The 15,325-nt window shown below is 71.7% G+C and carries 14 protein-coding genes and 1 rRNA gene; 11 read left to right on the top strand and 4 right to left on the bottom strand.

Translation table 11 applies throughout. From position 1 onward, the window contains the following. Window positions 1–40: 40 nt before the first annotated feature. Window positions 41–1,834, top strand: coding sequence for a chitinase (locus ACBJ32_RS18490; protein WP_375127785.1), 1,794 nt, complete (start codon window positions 41–43; stop codon window positions 1,832–1,834). On the opposite strand, the gene ACBJ32_RS18485 is transcribed toward ACBJ32_RS18490, so the two are convergent. Next, complete coding sequence (locus ACBJ32_RS18485; protein ID WP_375127784.1) at window positions 1,827–3,398, bottom strand: molybdopterin-dependent oxidoreductase; 1,572 nt, start codon at window positions 3,396–3,398, stop codon at window positions 1,827–1,829. The two genes, ACBJ32_RS18490 and ACBJ32_RS18485, sit on opposite strands and share 8 nt — an antisense overlap. Before the next feature lie 117 nt (window positions 3,399–3,515). On the opposite strand from ACBJ32_RS18485, the gene ACBJ32_RS18480 reads away from it, so the two are divergent. Continuing rightward, window positions 3,516–4,907, top strand: coding sequence for a hypothetical protein (locus ACBJ32_RS18480; protein ID WP_375127783.1), 1,392 nt, complete (start codon window positions 3,516–3,518; stop codon window positions 4,905–4,907). Here the strand turns inward: ACBJ32_RS18480 and erm are convergent. Continuing rightward, a complete protein-coding gene (gene erm / locus ACBJ32_RS18475; RefSeq protein WP_375127782.1) occupies window positions 4,879–5,625 on the bottom strand; it encodes an ErmE/ErmH/ErmO/ErmR family 23S rRNA (adenine(2058)-N(6))-methyltransferase in 747 nt (248 codons plus the stop codon). The genes ACBJ32_RS18480 and erm overlap by 29 nt on opposite strands. Window positions 5,626–5,958: 333 nt before the next feature. On the opposite strand from erm, the gene ACBJ32_RS18470 reads away from it, so the two are divergent. The 6 genes from ACBJ32_RS18470 to ACBJ32_RS18445 are packed head-to-tail and all read left to right on the top strand — an operon-like array spanning window position 5,959 to window position 11,534. Continuing rightward, on the top strand, window positions 5,959–6,636 hold the full coding sequence (locus ACBJ32_RS18470; RefSeq protein WP_357895469.1) for a response regulator transcription factor: 678 nt from the start codon (window positions 5,959–5,961) through the stop codon (window positions 6,634–6,636). Further along, the gene (locus ACBJ32_RS18465) at window positions 6,633–8,030 is read left to right on the top strand and encodes a sensor histidine kinase (protein WP_375127781.1); all 1,398 of its coding nucleotides are present in this window, start codon (window positions 6,633–6,635) and stop codon (window positions 8,028–8,030) included. The genes ACBJ32_RS18470 and ACBJ32_RS18465 overlap by 4 nt, the downstream gene beginning before the upstream one ends. Window positions 8,031–8,054: 24 nt before the next feature. After that, window positions 8,055–8,573 carry a hypothetical protein gene (locus ACBJ32_RS18460; RefSeq protein ID WP_375127780.1) on the top strand — a complete coding sequence of 173 codons (519 nt, stop codon included), beginning with the start codon at window positions 8,055–8,057 and terminating at the stop codon, window positions 8,571–8,573. After that, on the top strand, window positions 8,570–9,661 hold the full coding sequence (locus ACBJ32_RS18455) for a peptidoglycan-binding protein (protein ID WP_375127779.1): 1,092 nt from the start codon (window positions 8,570–8,572) through the stop codon (window positions 9,659–9,661). Before ACBJ32_RS18460 ends, ACBJ32_RS18455 begins: the two co-directional genes overlap by 4 nt. Continuing rightward, the gene (locus ACBJ32_RS18450) at window positions 9,661–10,323 is read left to right on the top strand and encodes an ABC transporter ATP-binding protein (protein ID WP_375128453.1); all 663 of its coding nucleotides are present in this window, start codon (window positions 9,661–9,663) and stop codon (window positions 10,321–10,323) included. Before ACBJ32_RS18455 ends, ACBJ32_RS18450 begins: the two co-directional genes overlap by 1 nt. Beyond that, window positions 10,320–11,534: an ABC transporter permease gene (locus tag ACBJ32_RS18445; RefSeq protein ID WP_375127778.1), complete on the top strand. Its 1,215-nt coding sequence runs from the start codon at window positions 10,320–10,322 to the stop codon at window positions 11,532–11,534. The genes ACBJ32_RS18450 and ACBJ32_RS18445 overlap by 4 nt, the downstream gene beginning before the upstream one ends. Here ACBJ32_RS18445 and ACBJ32_RS18440 read toward each other — a convergent pair whose 3' ends face one another. Further along, window positions 11,535–11,954 (bottom strand): hypothetical protein, encoded by a 420-nt coding sequence (locus ACBJ32_RS18440; RefSeq protein WP_375127777.1) that lies wholly within the window; start codon window positions 11,952–11,954, stop codon window positions 11,535–11,537. Window positions 11,955–12,033: 79 nt separating this feature from the next. On the opposite strand from ACBJ32_RS18440, the gene ACBJ32_RS18435 reads away from it, so the two are divergent. Beyond that, window positions 12,034–12,888 (top strand): hypothetical protein, encoded by an 855-nt coding sequence (locus tag ACBJ32_RS18435; RefSeq protein ID WP_375127776.1) that lies wholly within the window; start codon window positions 12,034–12,036, stop codon window positions 12,886–12,888. A 37-nt stretch (window positions 12,889–12,925) separates the two neighbouring features. Beyond that, complete coding sequence (locus tag ACBJ32_RS18430) at window positions 12,926–13,765, top strand: helix-turn-helix domain-containing protein (RefSeq protein WP_375127775.1); 840 nt, start codon at window positions 12,926–12,928, stop codon at window positions 13,763–13,765. A gap of 6 nt (window positions 13,766–13,771) precedes the next feature. Here ACBJ32_RS18430 and ACBJ32_RS18425 read toward each other — a convergent pair whose 3' ends face one another. Further along, entirely contained in the window at window positions 13,772–14,773 is a 1,002-nt protein-coding gene (locus ACBJ32_RS18425; protein ID WP_375127774.1) for an AI-2E family transporter, read from the bottom strand. 491 nt (window positions 14,774–15,264) lie between these two features. Between ACBJ32_RS18425 and ACBJ32_RS18420 the strand changes: the two genes are divergently transcribed. After that, window positions 15,265–15,325 (top strand): 16S ribosomal RNA (locus ACBJ32_RS18420); the annotation flags it as partial.

Raw genomic sequence — 15,325 nt, 5'->3', positions numbered from 1 at the left:
CGCCCCCGAACTCCGGGGGCGGGCCGCAGTGAGGAAATCCATGAGACTCCGAGCACCGGCGGTCCTGGTCGCCGCCGCACTCATCGCGCTGAACGCCACCCCCGCCTTCGCCGCCAACATCGCGGCGAATCCTGGCTTCGAGGACGGCCTGACCGGCTGGACGTGCTCGGGAGCCCAGACGGTGCCGTCCCCCGTGCACGGCGGCACGCGGGCGCTGCAGGCGACCCCGCAGGGCAACGACCTGGCCCGCTGCCAGCAGGCCGTCGCCGTCCAGCCAAACACGACCTATCAGCTCTCGGCCTGGGTCCAGGGCGGCTACGTCTTCCTGGGCGCCACGGGGACGGGCGTCAACGCCAGCACGTGGGGCGCTCCCGGCGGCCAGTGGAGCCGGCTCAGGACGTCCTTCACCACCGGCGCCGCCACCACGTCGGTGACGATCCACGTCAACGGCTGGTACGGCCAGGGCGCCTACCACGCCGACGACGTGGTGCTCGACGGCCCCGGCGGCACCCCGGACACCCAGGCGCCCAGCGTGCCCGGCAACGTGGCCGTCGGCGGCGCGACCTCGACGAGCCTCGACGTGAGCTGGTCGGCCGCCACCGACAACGTCGGCGTGACCCGTTACGAGGTGTCCAGGAACAACGGCACGCCCGCGACCACCTCGGCGACGTCCCTGACGGCCACCGGCCTGTCCCCGCAGACGTCGTACTCCTTCCGGGTCAGGGCCTGCGACGCCGCCGGCAACTGCTCGGCCTACTCGGCCCCGGTCACCGGCACCACGACCAGCGGCGGTGGGGGTCCCGGAGGCGACCTGCCGAAACGGGTCCTGGTCGGTTACCTGCACGCCTCGTTCGCCAACGGATCCGGATACATCCGGATGAGCGACGTACCGAACGAGTGGGACGTCATCAACCTCGCCTTCGGCGAGCCCACCTCCGTCACCTCCGGCGACATCAGGTTCCGCCAGTGCCCGGCCGCCGAGTGCCCGAACGTCGAGCCCGAGGCCGACTTCGTCGCCGCCATCAAGGCCAAGCAGGCCCAGGGCAAGAAGGTGCTGATCTCGATCGGCGGCCAGAACGGCCAGGTCCAGCTCACCACCGCGGCGGCCCGCGACGAATTCGTCGAGTCGGTCTCCGCGATCATCGACAGGTACGGCCTCGACGGCCTGGACATCGACTTCGAGGGCCACTCCCTCTACCTGAACCCCGGCGACACGAACCTCGCCGCCCCCACCACCCCGGTCATCGTCAATCTCATCTCCGCGCTGAAGACGCTCAAGAGCCGCTACGGCGCGAAGTTCACGCTGACCATGGCCCCGGAGACGTTCTTCGTCCAGCTCGGCTACCAGTTCTACGGCCCGGGCCCGAACGGCGCGGCCGACAACAGGAGCGCCTCCTACCTGCCCGTCATCCACGCCATGCGGAACGACCTGACCCTGCTGCACGTGCAGGACTACAACTCGGGCCCGATCAAGGGCCTCGACGACCAGTACCACACGATGGGCGGGCACGACTTCCACGTGGCCATGACGGACATGCTGCTGGCCGGCTTCCCGATCATGGGCAACCCGGCCAACGTGTTCCCGCCGCTGCGCCAGGACCAGGTGGCCATCGGGCTGCCCGCCTCGGTCAACGCGGGCAACGGCTTCACCAGCGTCGCGGAGGTGCAGAAGGCGTTCGACTGCCTGGCCAGGGCGAGCAACTGCGGGACGTACCGGCCGCGCGGGGTCTACCCGAACCTGCGCGGCCTGATGACCTGGTCGATCAACTGGGACCGGTACAACGGGCACGAGTTCTCCCGAAGCCATCGGGCCTACCTCGACGGGCTCACCTGACCAGTTGCGTCGGCTTGACCGGCAGGCCCAGGCCGGGCGGGCGGTAGGTGGGCAGCGCCTCGCCGTACTCGTGCATCCAGGCGTGATCCACCAGCAGCCGCATCCGCCCGGCCGCGGCCGCGCCGCCGGGCTCGGACGGGGGCGTCCCGCCGGCCATCCTGGCCAGCGCCACGGCCACCAGCTCGGGGTCGGGCGGCGACAGGTCGCAGTGCTCGTCCGGCCCGATCAGCAGGTCCACGGCCGGCGGCAGCGGGTAGATCGGCCGGGGCAGCGCCAGCACCCGGGGCGGCGGCGCCATCGGCCAGCCGTCGGCCACCGCCTCCAGCAGCACCGAGCGCGCCGACCTGCGCGCGAACAGGCCCTCCGCCAGCGCCCAGCTCAGCGCGCCCACGTCGGAGCGGTCCTCCCCGCACGCGTGCAGGCACAGGTACGGCACCAGCGGGATGCCCTCCTGTCCGGCCTGCGCCCACCCGCCGCCGCATCCGGTCAGCACCAGCAACGCGAGCATCGCCCGGTAGGCGGTGTCGGCGTGCGGCGTCTCCAGCCGTCCCGGCACGATCACGCACCGGCCGCCGGTCTTCTCCGCCGTCACCCCCAGCTCCCGCGCGGTCTTCAGCGCCCGCGACGCCGCCACCCCCGTGTACGCCTCCTGCCAGGCGGGCGTGTACGGCTCCGCGCGGTCCTCGTACCCGCCCGGCCACACGCCGGGCAGCCCGGGCCGCGCCACCCCGTAGGCGGCCAGCAGCAGATCGAACACGGTCGTCACCAGCTCGCCGCCGTCCCGCAGCACCGGCACGCCGCGCCGCAGCACGCCGGGCCCGTCGTCGAAGCGCGGCAGCAGGACCTCCACGGCCTCCGCCCCGTACAGGCTGAGCCGCCCGTACGCGCCGCCCGTCAGCCCGCCCGGCACGTACCCCGACTCCCGCTCGCGCAGCCGCACCAGGAACGGCAGGTCCGTGCGCTCCATGGCGTGCGCGGCGAACGGCGTCCGGTCCAGGAAGAACTCCTTGAGCAGCACGTGCCCCATGGCCATGGCCAGCGCCCCGTCCGTGCCGGGCCGGACCACCAGCGTCTCGTCCGACAGCCGCGTCGGGTGCGTGCCGATCGCGACCACCTTCTGCCCCTTGTACCGCCCGGCGATCACCCACGGCGTGTCCGCCGAGCGCACGAGGCGGTTGTTCTCGCCCCACAGCAGCACGTGCGCCGCCCGCGCCCAGTCGTCGGCCCCCGGGCCCGCGAACCGGGGCCCCAGCACCTGCTCGGGCGCGCACGGGTGCTCGGTCAGCACCGCGCCGCCGAGCCCGCCGACCACCCGCGCCAGCGGCGAGGTGGCCAGCGCCGCCACCTGCTCGGCCCCGTGACAGGCCGCCGTGTACGCCATCGCCGCCGCCGTCAGCTCCGCCGCCGTCGCGTCGTCCAGCGGCACCCGGCGTTCGCCCCGGGCCCGCTGGTAGAGCTGTGAGTTCCCTGTGAGTTTCGCCCAGGCCGCGACCGGGTCGCGCAACCCATCTCTCACCTCGAAGTAGAGCCTGACCAGTGCCTGGTTGACCTGCGATCCCCCCATGGAAAAAGTTCAACACAGACGGTGATGTCGTATCGGGATACGTGTCGGCATGTCGGGGATAAGAATTGGAAGCCCAGGTGGCAGTAGCCCTCTGGTTACGGCAGGCTAGAGGCCGCCATGGATTACGCAGTTCTCACGGGGATCGTCCTCGTCGCCGGTGTCGTGCTCGCCCTTGTCGCTCAATGGCGTGATTGGCGTCCGCCTCTCGTCGTCGCCATCCTCGTGGGCGTCGCCGTACGCGTGCTCATCATGTACACCTCGGCGATCGACAGCTGGCAGCCCGTCGACTTCGTCGAGAGCTTCAAACCCGCGGGCGAGGCCGTGCTGCGGGGTGAGGACCCCGTGCTCGCCAGCGAGGGCGGCTGGCACTTCCTGCCGACCATCCCCTACGTGTACGGCATCCTGCTGTGGCTGGGCATCCCGTGGGAGTACGCCGGCCGCCTGGTCACCGTGGTCGCCGACATCGTGCTCATCCCGCTGGTCGCCAAGCTGGCCGGCGGCCCCAAGGCGTCGCTGCGCGCCCTGCAGTACGCGCTCAACCCGCTCGCCGTGCTCATCGCCTCCGTCCATGGCCAGGTGGAGCCCGTCGCGCTCGTGTTCGGCGTGGCCGCGTTCGTGGTGGCCAGGGGGCCCGGCGATCCCGACCGGCCGGGCATGGTCACCGACGTGGTGGGCAAGGTGCGGGCGGGCGTGGCCGCGTACGGCGTGCGGGCCTGCGTCCCGCGGGTGATCGGCCGCGGCGGCATGCTGCACCGGGCCCTGCTGCCCGGCCCCGGCGACCGCGACCACCTCAGGCGCGGCGCGCTGGCCGGCGTGCTCATGGGCCTGGCGCTGTGCGCCAAGAGCTGGCCGATCTGGCTGATCCCCGGCTTCCTGCTGCTCCTGCCGAACCTGCGCTCCCGCATCGCCGCCCTGTTCACGACCGGCCTGGTGCCGATCTTCTTCTTCGTGACGCTGCCGATCTTCGCGGGCACGTCGATCAACCAGCTCCCGGCGGTCATCGACACCATCCGCGACATCCGGCCCATCGTGGGCGAATGGGGCTGGACGCCGTGGTTCACCGAGGGCAGCTGGTCCCTGGAGCCCGAGCTGGCCTCGTTCGGCACCAACCTCATCTACGCCTGCGTCATCCTCGTCATCCTCTGGTGGCGGCGGGCCGACCCGATCGACATGACCACGGCCATCCTGCTCATCTTCATGGTCGTGACGCCCCGGCTCGGCGCCCAGTACCTGCTGTGGTTCATGCCGTTCCTGGTCGCCCGGCCCACCCGGTTCGCCTGGCCGGCCATCATCGGCGTCTCGCTGTGGTCGGGCTACGGCTACCTCGTCATGACGCAGTTCGACGTCAACGGCTGGTGGCTGCAGCACACGTACTGGTCGCGGGCGTCGATCGTGCTGCTGCCGATCCTCCTGCTGGCCATGCCGTGGGGCCGCCACATCGCGGCGGCCCCGGCGGCGAAGTCGTCGCTCTCCCGTCAGGTCACCGGCATAGGCGCCCCCACAGCGTGACCCACTGGTCGGGGTGGACGTGGCCCACGACGGCGTCGCGGGCCACCCCGGCCGCCGCCAGCGCGGCGTCCACGCCCTCGTAGCGCGTCTTCAGCGAGGCGCGCACCGAGCCGCCCAGCCCGCCGAAGCCCAGCTCCACCAGCTCCTGGTAGGAGCGGCGGCCCTGCACCAGCGGCTCCGGCCTGCGCTCCAGGCGCAGGATCGCCGAGTCGACCGACGGCACGGGACGGAAGCTCTCCCTGCCGACCGTGTCGCCCAGCCGCCAGTCGAACCACGGCCACGACTCCACCGTGACCAGGCTCCACCGGCCGTAGTCGCCGGTGCGCTTGCGGGCGTACTCCCGCTGGGTGAGCAGCGTCGCCGAGGTCAGGGCCGGCGCCCGCAGGCACCAGTCCACGATCTTCGACGTGACGGAGTAGGGGATGTTCCCCACGACCGCGAACGGCTCGCGCGGCGCCCGCGCGACGGTGAAGTCGCCCCTGATCACGTCGATCCTGGAGTCGCCGCGCGTACGCGAGGCCAGCCGCCCGGCCAGCCGCGGATCGAGCTCGTAGCCGATCACCCGCGCGCCCGCCTCCGCCAGCGCCAGGGTGAGCGCGCCCTCGCCAGGACCGGGCTCCAGCACCAGCCCCTCCGGCGCGGCAGCCTTGATCATCAGCTCGACGGCATGCCTGTCGACCAGGAAGTTCTGCGACAGCTCGCGCCGCGCCCGATCCATGGGCGTGCGACCGCCACCGCCGCCTTTCCTGGCCTTCTTCTGGGTGTGTGAATAGTTTCCGTGCGCGAAATTCTGCGCCACAGCACTGCCCTTCCGGGTCCTCGAGATGAACGGGTCTCGAAGGGCCCTGGGCGCGCCTGCGGACGCTCAGCTCAGGTGCGTGAAGTCACCGCGTCCGCTAGCGGGCCAGAGCCCGGCCGCGGCGGATGCGGATGAAAACCTGGCAGGTGAACATGCATGACATGCGAGTCACGCTAGGCGGCCCGTCCACGGGCGGGCAACCGAATAAACGCTTTGAGCCCGCTTTGAACTGGCTCGGGTAAACCTTGGAGCATGGACCGACCGGCCAGGGTGCTCGTCGTGGACGACGAGCCGAACATCCGCGCCCTGCTCTCCCAGACCCTGCGTCTGGTCTCGTTCGAGGTCAGGACCGCCGAGACGGGCGCGGAGGCGGTGACGGCCGCCAGGGAGTTCAAGCCCGACATCGTGGTGCTCGACGTGATGCTGGAGGACTTCGACGGGTTCGAGGTCGCCAGGCGGCTCGGCGAGAGCGTCCCCGTGCTGTTCCTGACCGCCCGCGACCGCGTCGAGGACCGCGTGCAGGGGCTCACCCTGGGCGCCGACGACTACGTGGCCAAGCCGTTCAGCCTGGAGGAGGTCGTGCTGCGCATCCGCGCCATCCTGCGCCGCAGCCGCGCCGCCCCCGAGCCCGACGTGCTGCGCTACGCCGACCTGGAGCTGGACCCGCAGGCCCACGAGGTACGCAGGGCCGGCGTGCCGGTCGACCTGTCGCCCACCGAGTTCAACCTGCTCGAATACCTGCTCACCAACGCCGGCCGGGTGGTCAGCAAGGCGCAGATCCTCGACAGCGTCTGGCGCTACGACTTCGACGGCGACTCCAGCATCGTCGAGTCCTACGTCTACTACCTGCGAAAGAAGATCGACAAGTTCGAGCCGCAGCTCATCCACACCGTGCGCGGCGTCGGCTACACGCTCAGGAGCCCGCGATGAAGGCCTGGAGCCTGCGGGCCCGCCTCGTCATGGCCGTGCTCGGCCTCGCCACGCTCGGCCTCGTGCTGTCCAACGTCATCGGCATCGCGCTGCTGCGCGACAACCTGATGGACCGCGTGGACGGCCAGCTCCAGCAGCTCACCAAGGTCGCCGGCGCCAAGGGCGTCCGGACGTTCACCAAGATGCCGATCACGCTGAACGACGTGATCGCCAAGCGGGTCGCCGCCGTCCAGCGGATCATGGTCTACAACCCCGACGGCTCGCTCCAGTCCAGCAGCTCCGCCGACGACGACCAGCCGCGCCCCGTCATCGGCGAGATCGAGGTCGGCGTCAACCACACCGTGCCCGGCTCCAGCGGCCCCTCGTGGCGGATCCGCGCCGCCGCGCTGCCCGACGGCAGCACCCTGGTGTTCGCCCAGTCGCTCGCCGAGGTGGAGCAGACCCAGACCGCGGCCATCGCCATCGCCGTCGCCGTCAGCGCCGTCGTGCTGCTCCTGCTCGGGATGGGCGCCAACGCCGTCGTACGCCTCGGCCTGCGCCCCCTGACCAGGATGGAGGCCACGGCCGGGCACATCGCCCGCGGCGACTTCGCCCGCCGCGTGCACGCCGCGGACCCGCACACCGAGCCCGGCCGCCTGGCCACCGCCATGAACGTCATGCTCGACCGCCTCCAGTCCGAGATCGCCGCCAGGACCGGCTCCGAGGCCCGCATGCGCAGCTTCCTCGCCGACGCCTCCCACGAGCTGCGCACCCCGCTCACCTCCGTACGCGGCTTCGCCGAGCTGCACCGCAGGGGCGGCGGCGACGCCGACGAGGCCATGCGCAGGATCGAGGAGGAGGCCGCCAGGATGAGCGTGCTGGTCGACGACCTGCTCACGCTCGCCCAGCTCGACGAGGAGCGCCCGCTCGACCGCCACCCCGTGGACCTGCTGGAGGTGGCCGCCGACACCATCCGCGACGCCCGCGTACGCGTGCCGGAACGCCAGGTCAGGCTGGCCGGGCTGGACGGCAGGCTCACCCCCGTCTCGGTCGTGGGCGACGAGGCCCGCCTGCGCCAGGTCGCCGCCAACCTCATCGGCAACGCGCTGTGCCACACCCCCGCCGAGGCGGCCATCACCGTCAAGGTCGGCAGCGCCGGGCACCTGGGCGTGCTGGAGGTCTCCGACACCGGGCCAGGCGTGCCGCCCGAGCACGTGCCCCGCCTGTTCGACCGCCTCTACCGGGTCGGCCAGGGCAGATCCAGGGCCGACGGCGGCGCCGGGCTCGGCCTGGCCATCGTCTCCGCCATCGTGCGCGCCCACGGCGGCCGCGTCGAGCTCGACACCGCGCCCGGCAGGGGCGCCACGTTCCGCGTACTCCTACCTGGCTCCGAGGTGACTCCGAGCCCGCTCTGAACGGCGCTCGGCACATTCGGGAGCATGACAAGGACACTCCTCGCCGCAGCCCTCCTCGCCGCCCTGGCGGCGGGCTGCGGCACCCAGCAGAGCGGCACAGGCGTCGCCTCGGTGACCGCCACGAGCGCGACGCCCGCCTCCGCCCCCACCGCCACCGCCACGGCCGACCCCCAGGAGCAGGGCAGGAAGTTCGCCCAGTGCATGCGCGAGCACGGCGTGCCCATGGAGGACCCGCAGCCCGACGGCAGCGGCGGGCTCGCCGTGATGGTCCAGAAGGGCGCCGACGGCAAGACGAAGGAGGCCATCGAGGCCTGCCGCCACCTCTCCCCGTTCAAGGACCGCAAGGAGCTCTCGCCGGACGACGTCGAGAAGCTGCGCGAGTTCGCCAAGTGCATGCGGGAGAACGGCGTGGACATGCCCGACCCCAACCCCGACGGCACCTTCGGCGGCGGCGCGGGCAACATCAAGCGCGACGATCCGGCGTTCCAGAAGGCCTTCGAGGCCTGCCGCGGCTCCTTCCCCAGGACGGGAGCGGGCAAGTGACCAAGGTCGAGGAGGCCGGGCCCGCCCTGCGCGCCCTGCCGCCGCGACGGCGCAGCCCGCTGCGGGCCCTGGCCTGGACGGGCGGCGCCGCGCTGCTCGCCGCCGCCGTCGCGGCCGCCGCCGTGGGCTTCGGCGGCGACAGCGCCGGCACGGCCGTCGCGGGCCGCACCCCTCCGGCCACCGCCCCGGTGACCCGCACGACGCTCACCGAGACCAAGACCGTGGACGGCACCCTCGGCTACGGCGACCCCCTCACGGTCAGCGCCAAGTCCCAGGGCACGATCACCTGGCTGCCCGCCGAGGGCTCCACCATCACCAGGGGGCACGCCGTCTACAGCGTGGACGCCGACCGCCGCCCCCTCCTGTACGGCACCATGCCCCTGTACCGCGAGCTGCGCGACGGCGTCGAGGGCAAGGACGTCGAGCTGCTCGAACGCAACCTGGACAAGCTCGGCTACGACGGCTTCGACGTGGACGGCGAGTTCACCTGGGCCACCAGGGAGGCGGTCGAGGACTGGCAGGACGACCTCGGCCTCACCGTCACCGGCACCGTGCGGCCGGGCGACGTCGTCGTGGCCGACGGCCGCATCCGCGTCGCCGAGCTGCGCAAGGCACTCGGCGACACCGCGAGCGGGCCCGTCCTCGACGCCACCGGCACCACCCGCGAAGTGGACGTCGCCCTCGACGTCGCCGACGAGCACCTCGTCAAGAAGGGCATGCCGGCCACCGTCGAGCTGCCCGACGGCGCCACCGTGAAGGGCGAGATCAGGAGCGTGGGCAAGGTCGCCACCGAGACGACCAGCGGCAACGACACCGTCACCACCGTGGAGGTGAAGGTGTCGGTGAGCGGGCTGAAGAAGCCGTACGACGCCGCCCCCGTGGACGTCACCATCGTCTCCGAGCGGCGCGAGAACGTCCTGGCCGTCCCGGTCGGAGCGCTGCTCGCCCTGGCCGAGGGCGGCTACGGCGTACAGGTCGTGGAGGGCGCGTCCACCCGTTACGTCGCTGTGGAGGTGGGCATGTTCGCCGACGGCAAGGTGGAGGTCGAGGGCGTGCCCGAGGGCGCCACCGTGGCGGTGCCCAAGTGATCGCCGAACTGCGCGACGTCAGCAAGCACTACGGCGACGTGGCCGCGCTCCGCGGTGTGTCGCTGGGCATCGACCACGGCGAGCTCGTCGGCATCGTCGGCCCGTCCGGCTCGGGCAAGTCGACGATGCTCAACATGCTCGGCACCCTCGACCGCCCCTCCGGCGGCACCGTCCGCATCGCCGGGCACGACGTGCTCACGCTCACCGACAGGCAGCTCTCCGCCCTGCGCGCGAACGTCATCGGCTTCGTCTTCCAGCAGTTCCACCTGGCCGCCGGGGTGACCGCGCTGGACAACGTGGCCGACGGCCTGCTGTACGCGGGCCCCTCGCCGCGCGAGCGGCGGTCGCGGGCGTACCGGGCGCTGGAACGCGTGGGCCTCGGGCACCGGGTCGGCCACCGGCCGCACGAGCTGTCCGGCGGCGAGCGGCAGCGCGTCGCCATCGCCCGCGCCGTCGTCGGCGGGCCGCGCCTGCTGCTGGCCGACGAGCCGACCGGCAACCTCGACTCCCGCTCGGGAGCCGGCGTGATGGCGCTGCTGCGCGAGCTGAACGCGGCCGGCACCACCGTGGTCGTCATCACCCACGACCGCGACATCGCCGCCTCCCTGCCCCGCCAGGTGGAGATGCTCGACGGCCGCCTCCTGGACGGAGCACGCACATGAGCCCGGGCGCGGACATGACCGTCCTCGTGCCCGCCCGCCTGCGCCCCCGCGACGTCATCAGGGTCGGCGGGGCGGGGCTGCGCGCCAGACCGCTGCGCGTGTTCCTGTCGGCGCTCGGCATCGCCATCGGCATCGCCGCCATGCTCGGCGTCGTCGGCATCTCCGCCTCCAGCCAGGAGGACCTCAACCGCCAGCTCGCCGCGCTCGGCACGAACCTGCTCACCGTGTCACCCGGCGACACCCTGTTCGGCGAGGCGTCGCACCTGCCGGCCGAGGCCGAGGGCATGATCGGCCAGATCGCCCCCGTCACCGCCGTCACCGCGATCGGCGCCACCAAGGCCAGGGTCTACCGCAACGACCACGTCCCCGAGGCCGAGACCGGCAGCATCTCCGTCACCGCCGCCCGCCTCGACCTGGTCGAGGACACCGGCGCCACCGTCGCCGCCGGCACCTGGCTGAACGAGGCCACCCACGGCTACCCGGCCACCGTGCTCGGCGCCAAGGCCGCCGACCGGCTCGGCGTCGTCCACGCGGGCCCCGACCAGCGGGTCTGGCTCGGCGGGCAGTGGTTCACCGTCGTCGGCGTGCTGGCCCCCGCCCCGCTCGCGCCCGAGCTCGACTCGGCCGCCCTGGTCGGCTGGCCTGCCGCGCAGGAACGGCTCGGCTTCGACGGGTACGCCACCACCATCTACGCCAGGGCACAGGAGGCGCACGTCGTCGAGGTGCGCGGCGTGCTCGCCGCCACCGCCAACCCCGAGCAGCCCAACGAGGTCGAGGTCTCCCGCCCCTCCGACGTGCTGGCCGCCAAGCAGGCCACCGACGCCACCCTGAACGCCCTCCTGCTCGGCCTCGGCGGCGTCGCGCTGCTGGTCGGCGGCGTCGGCGTGGCCAACACGATGGTGATCTCCGTCCTGGAGCGGCGTGCGGAGATCGGCCTGCGCCGCTCCCTGGGAGCCACCCGCGGGCAGATCCGCGTCCAGTTCCTCGCCGAGTCGCTGCTGCTGTCGGCCATCGGCGGCGTCGGCGGGGTGCTGCTCGGCATCGGCGTCACGGCCGCGTACGCCGGCATCCAGGGATGGCCGTCGATCGTGCCGGTCTGGGCGATGGCGGGCGGTGTCCTGGCCACGCTCGTCATCGGGGGCATCGCCGGCTTCTACCCCGCGGTCCGCGCGGCCCGGATGTCTCCGACGGAGGCCCTGGCCACGCCCTAGCTAGCCGGTGACCACGATGACGCGGACGAGGTGCCCGTGCGACTTGTACGTCCCCGGCGGGTCGCCGGGCATCACGCCCGTCACGCACTCGTACGCGCCGCCGCCCGCCTGCCGTACCAGGAAGGACGGCTCCGCGATCACCGACAGGAGCCTGATCACCGCCCGCAGCACGTCCACGCCCTCCAGCGCCTCCTCCGGCCGGGCCCGCACCTCGTAGAACCCGTCGTCGAGCAGCCGCTCGCCCAGCACCCGCCAGCCGGGCACGGCCCGCAGGTGCGGCAGGAGATGCGCCTCGGGCTCCTCCGTCACCCACCCCTCGCTGCGCATCATCTCCTCGAGCCGGTGCACGGCGGGCAGCATCGCCGCCGCGTCGCTGACGCCGGTGAACCGCTCGTCGATGTCCCATCGCCGTTGCTCCACACGTCCGATTGTTACAAGAGAACGGCCTCGGCAAGGGGATAGCTTCGCGGTCGACACCCCTGACGGAAGGACCGCTGCCATGGACATACTCGACCGGGCGGAGTTGTACCTTCACCACCACGCGAGACTGATCGACAGGCTTCGCTTCGAAGCGCTGTTCAGAGGCGGCTCCCGCGCTCGCGTGCTCGACGTGCTGAGCTGCTACCAGAACGAGGACGGCGGCTTCGGCAACGCGCTCGAACCCGACCTGCGCGGCCCCGGCAGCCAGCCGGAGCCGGTCGAGGTGGCGTTCTGGATCCTCGACGAGCTCGACGCGTTCGACTCACCGATGGTGCCCGCCGCCTGCAAGTACCTCGCCTCCATCACCACAGGGGACGGCGGCGTGCCGTTCGTGCTGCCCTCGGTGCGGGAGACCCTGCGCGCGCCCTGGTGGGAGACCGAGGACGACCCGCCGGGCAACCTCATCCCCACCGCCTCCATCGCCGGCCTGCTGCACAAGCACGCCGTCACCCACCCCTGGCTGGACGCCGCCACCGACTTCTGCTGGTCGAAGCTCTTCGCGCAGAAGGAGTTCGAGCCGTACGCGGCTCGCGCGGCGGTGACGTTCCTGAACTGGGTGCCCGACAGGAGGCGCGCGGAGTCGGAGTTCGCGCGGCTGCGCGACGCCATCCTCGCCACCGTCACCTTCGACCTGACCGCCTCGGGACACGTGCACTTCCCGCTGGACTTCGCGCCGCGGCCGCTGCGGCTGCCGCTGTTCACGCAGGACGTCCTGGACGCCAACCTCGACGCGCTGCTGGCCGGCCAGTCGGCCGACGGCGGCTGGAGCGGGAACTGGCCGATGTGGACGCCGCTGGTGGCGCACGAATGGGGCGGCTACGTCACCCTGCAGAGCCTCAACACCCTGCGCGCCTACGGGCGGCTGCCCGGGTGAGCGGCCTTCTGTCGGAGGCCTCGCGTACGTTGGAGGCATGTACGTGGAACGGCCTCCGAGCGCCGGCCTGGCGGGCCGCCTGGCCTGCGGGTGGCATCGCATCAGCGAGGCCGCCTTCACCCAGCTCGTGGTGCCCGACGCGTGCGTCGATCTGATCTGGGGGCCTGATGGCCTCTACGTGGCGGGCCCCGACACGGGGCCCATGCCGGCGGCGCTCGGCATCGGAGAGACGCTGGCCGGGGTGCGGTTCAGGCCCGGCGGGGTGGGCGACTTCTTCGGGCTGCCGCTCCAGGAGCTGCGTGACCTGCGCGTGCCGCTGAGCGACCTGCCCGTGGGGCCCGGCCTCCTGGCCGAGCTCACGAAGGCGGCGGAGACCTGGCCCGCCGCCCCGGAGCGGCCCCGGCTCGCGGAGTCGCTCATGGCCGGCGTCCGGCCCGCCCACCTCGCGGACGCGCCCGTGGCGCGGCACTCGTCCCTGGACGAGGCGGTGCTACCGGGCCTGCGTGCCGGGGTGGAGGCCCGGCTGCAGCTCCTGCAGGCGGTGGTGGGCCGGCGCCTGGCGGCAGCGGCCGGCCCGGCGTCCGTCGACCCCGCCGCCCCGGCCATCACCACCGCCCTGGGCAGGGGCCGCTCGGTGGCGGAGGTGGCCCGTGACCTCGGCTACAGCGAGCGCCAGCTCCATCGCCGGAGCCTGCTGGCCTTCGGCTACGCGCCCAAGACCCTCCAGCGCATCGTCCGCTTCCAGCGCGCGCTGCGGCTGGCCCGCGCGGGCACCCCCCTGGCCGAGGTGGCGGTCACGGCCGGCTACAGCGACCAGGCCCACCTGTCCAACGACGTCAAGCGCCTCAGCGGCGTGCAGCTGAGCCGCCTGCTCTGATGCGCCTCACCCGCGCGGCAGCCGTCCCGACACCAACGACTGCACCCATTTCGCACTCGGATCGCTGTCGATCAGCAAGGCCCGCGTCAGCAGGCTCAGCGGAATGGCCAGAATCGCGCCCAGCGGCCCCAGCACGAAAGTCCAGACGATGAGCGAGATGAACGTCATCGTCGTCGAGAGCCCGACCGCGTCCCCCAGGAACTTCGGCAGAATGAACGACTGCGTCACGACATTGATGACGATATAGGCGGCGATCACCAGCAACATCGTCTGCACGCCGCCGTCCAGCAGGGCCAGCATGGCCGGGGGCAACAGCGAGATGACGAACCCGATGTTCGGGATGTAGTTGGCGATGAGCGCGAGCACTCCCCAGAGCAGCGGCAGCGGCACGTCCAGCAACGACAGCGCGACCATGTCCAGGATCGCGTTGATAAGTCCGAAAACAGTGGAGACGATCAAATATCGCCGGGTCTTGTGGCCGAAGGTGGCGAGCGCCGTCACCAATTGCGGCCGGCTGTCTTCCCCCGTGGTGAGAATGCGCGCCGTCACCGGCGCGTCGAGAGACATCGCCAGCAACAACACCACGATGAGAAAAAGCGCGGACAGAATGCCGATCAAACTGCCGAGCAGGCTCTGCGCCAGCCCCAGCACCCGCCCGGGGTCGAACGCCTGCAGCCCCTTGTTGAGCACGTCGTTGCTGATCCCGTGCGCGGCCGCCCACCGCTCGGAGTCGTCGAGCAGCCGCTCGAACTGGTCGGTGTACGTGGGCAGCAGGGAGACGAGTTGGGTGACCGAGATGGTCAGGATGCCGACCATGCCGAGCAGCACCAGAACGACGATCAGGAACGGCACGGCGACCTGGAGCCAGATCGGGGTTCTCCTGGCGGCGAGCCAGCCGCGTACCGGGGAGACGGCGATGACGAGCACCAGCGCGAGCACCACGGGGCCGGCGATGGAGGCGACCTCGCGGATGCCGAAGAGCACGACCACCACGGCGGCGATGCCCACCAGGATGATGAGCGCCCGGGGCACGGATTGATCTCGCACGCACCCGTACCTACCCGTGTGCGCAGGGGGAAGCATCGATTTGACGGTTCCCGTAGGCGTACATAGAGTTCAGCAGTCCCACGGGGACGGCGTGATCGCCGGCCCCACTCGGGGGCCACCTCCAGACTCCACCGTCCCGGTGTGGCGTGCGCGTCCACTCGGATCGGCTGGTAAGTTAGAGGGGTTGTCTCCGAAAGGGGGCAGGGATTAATTTCCGCAGGTCGAGCAAGTCGGGTCAATTTGACAGAGACTTGAACGGCTGGAAGAATTAAGACCACAACGACGAAATGAACGCCTCCGAGCGGGGGCCGCGAGAGCGGGCCTGGTGAGGAAGTACGCGTCCGTTTCTTGAGAACTCAACAGTGTGTTAAAAGCCAGTGCATGATTTTCATGCAACACCTCGTCAAGAATTGTTTCTTGATGGATTTTGCTCGGATGAATAATCCAGACATTGTTTGGAGAGTTTGATCCTGGCTCAGGACGAACGCTGGCGGCGTGCTTAACACATGCAAG

This window comes from Nonomuraea sp. GTA35 (assembly GCF_041950525.1).
Classification (GTDB): domain Bacteria; phylum Actinomycetota; class Actinomycetes; order Streptosporangiales; family Streptosporangiaceae; genus Nonomuraea.
The sequence above is the reverse complement of the archived record's forward strand: the minus strand, read 5'-3'. Positions and strand labels throughout refer to the sequence as shown.

Coding starts and splice junctions, on each gene's coding strand:
- ACBJ32_RS18470 (WP_357895469.1), top strand. CDS start 5,959: ATGGACCGACCGGCCAGGGTGCTCGTCGTGGACGACGAGCCGAACATC.
- ACBJ32_RS18445 (WP_375127778.1), top strand. CDS start 10,320: ATGAGCCCGGGCGCGGACATGACCGTCCTCGTGCCCGCCCGCCTGCGC.
- ACBJ32_RS18490 (WP_375127785.1), top strand. CDS start 41: ATGAGACTCCGAGCACCGGCGGTCCTGGTCGCCGCCGCACTCATCGCG.
- ACBJ32_RS18435 (WP_375127776.1), top strand. CDS start 12,034: ATGGACATACTCGACCGGGCGGAGTTGTACCTTCACCACCACGCGAGA.
- ACBJ32_RS18485 (WP_375127784.1), bottom strand. CDS start 3,398: ATGGGGGGATCGCAGGTCAACCAGGCACTGGTCAGGCTCTACTTCGAG.
- ACBJ32_RS18465 (WP_375127781.1), top strand. CDS start 6,633: ATGAAGGCCTGGAGCCTGCGGGCCCGCCTCGTCATGGCCGTGCTCGGC.
- ACBJ32_RS18480 (WP_375127783.1), top strand. CDS start 3,516: ATGGATTACGCAGTTCTCACGGGGATCGTCCTCGTCGCCGGTGTCGTG.
- ACBJ32_RS18430 (WP_375127775.1), top strand. CDS start 12,926: ATGTACGTGGAACGGCCTCCGAGCGCCGGCCTGGCGGGCCGCCTGGCC.
- erm (WP_375127782.1), bottom strand. CDS start 5,625: ATGGATCGGGCGCGGCGCGAGCTGTCGCAGAACTTCCTGGTCGACAGG.
- ACBJ32_RS18460 (WP_375127780.1), top strand. CDS start 8,055: ATGACAAGGACACTCCTCGCCGCAGCCCTCCTCGCCGCCCTGGCGGCG.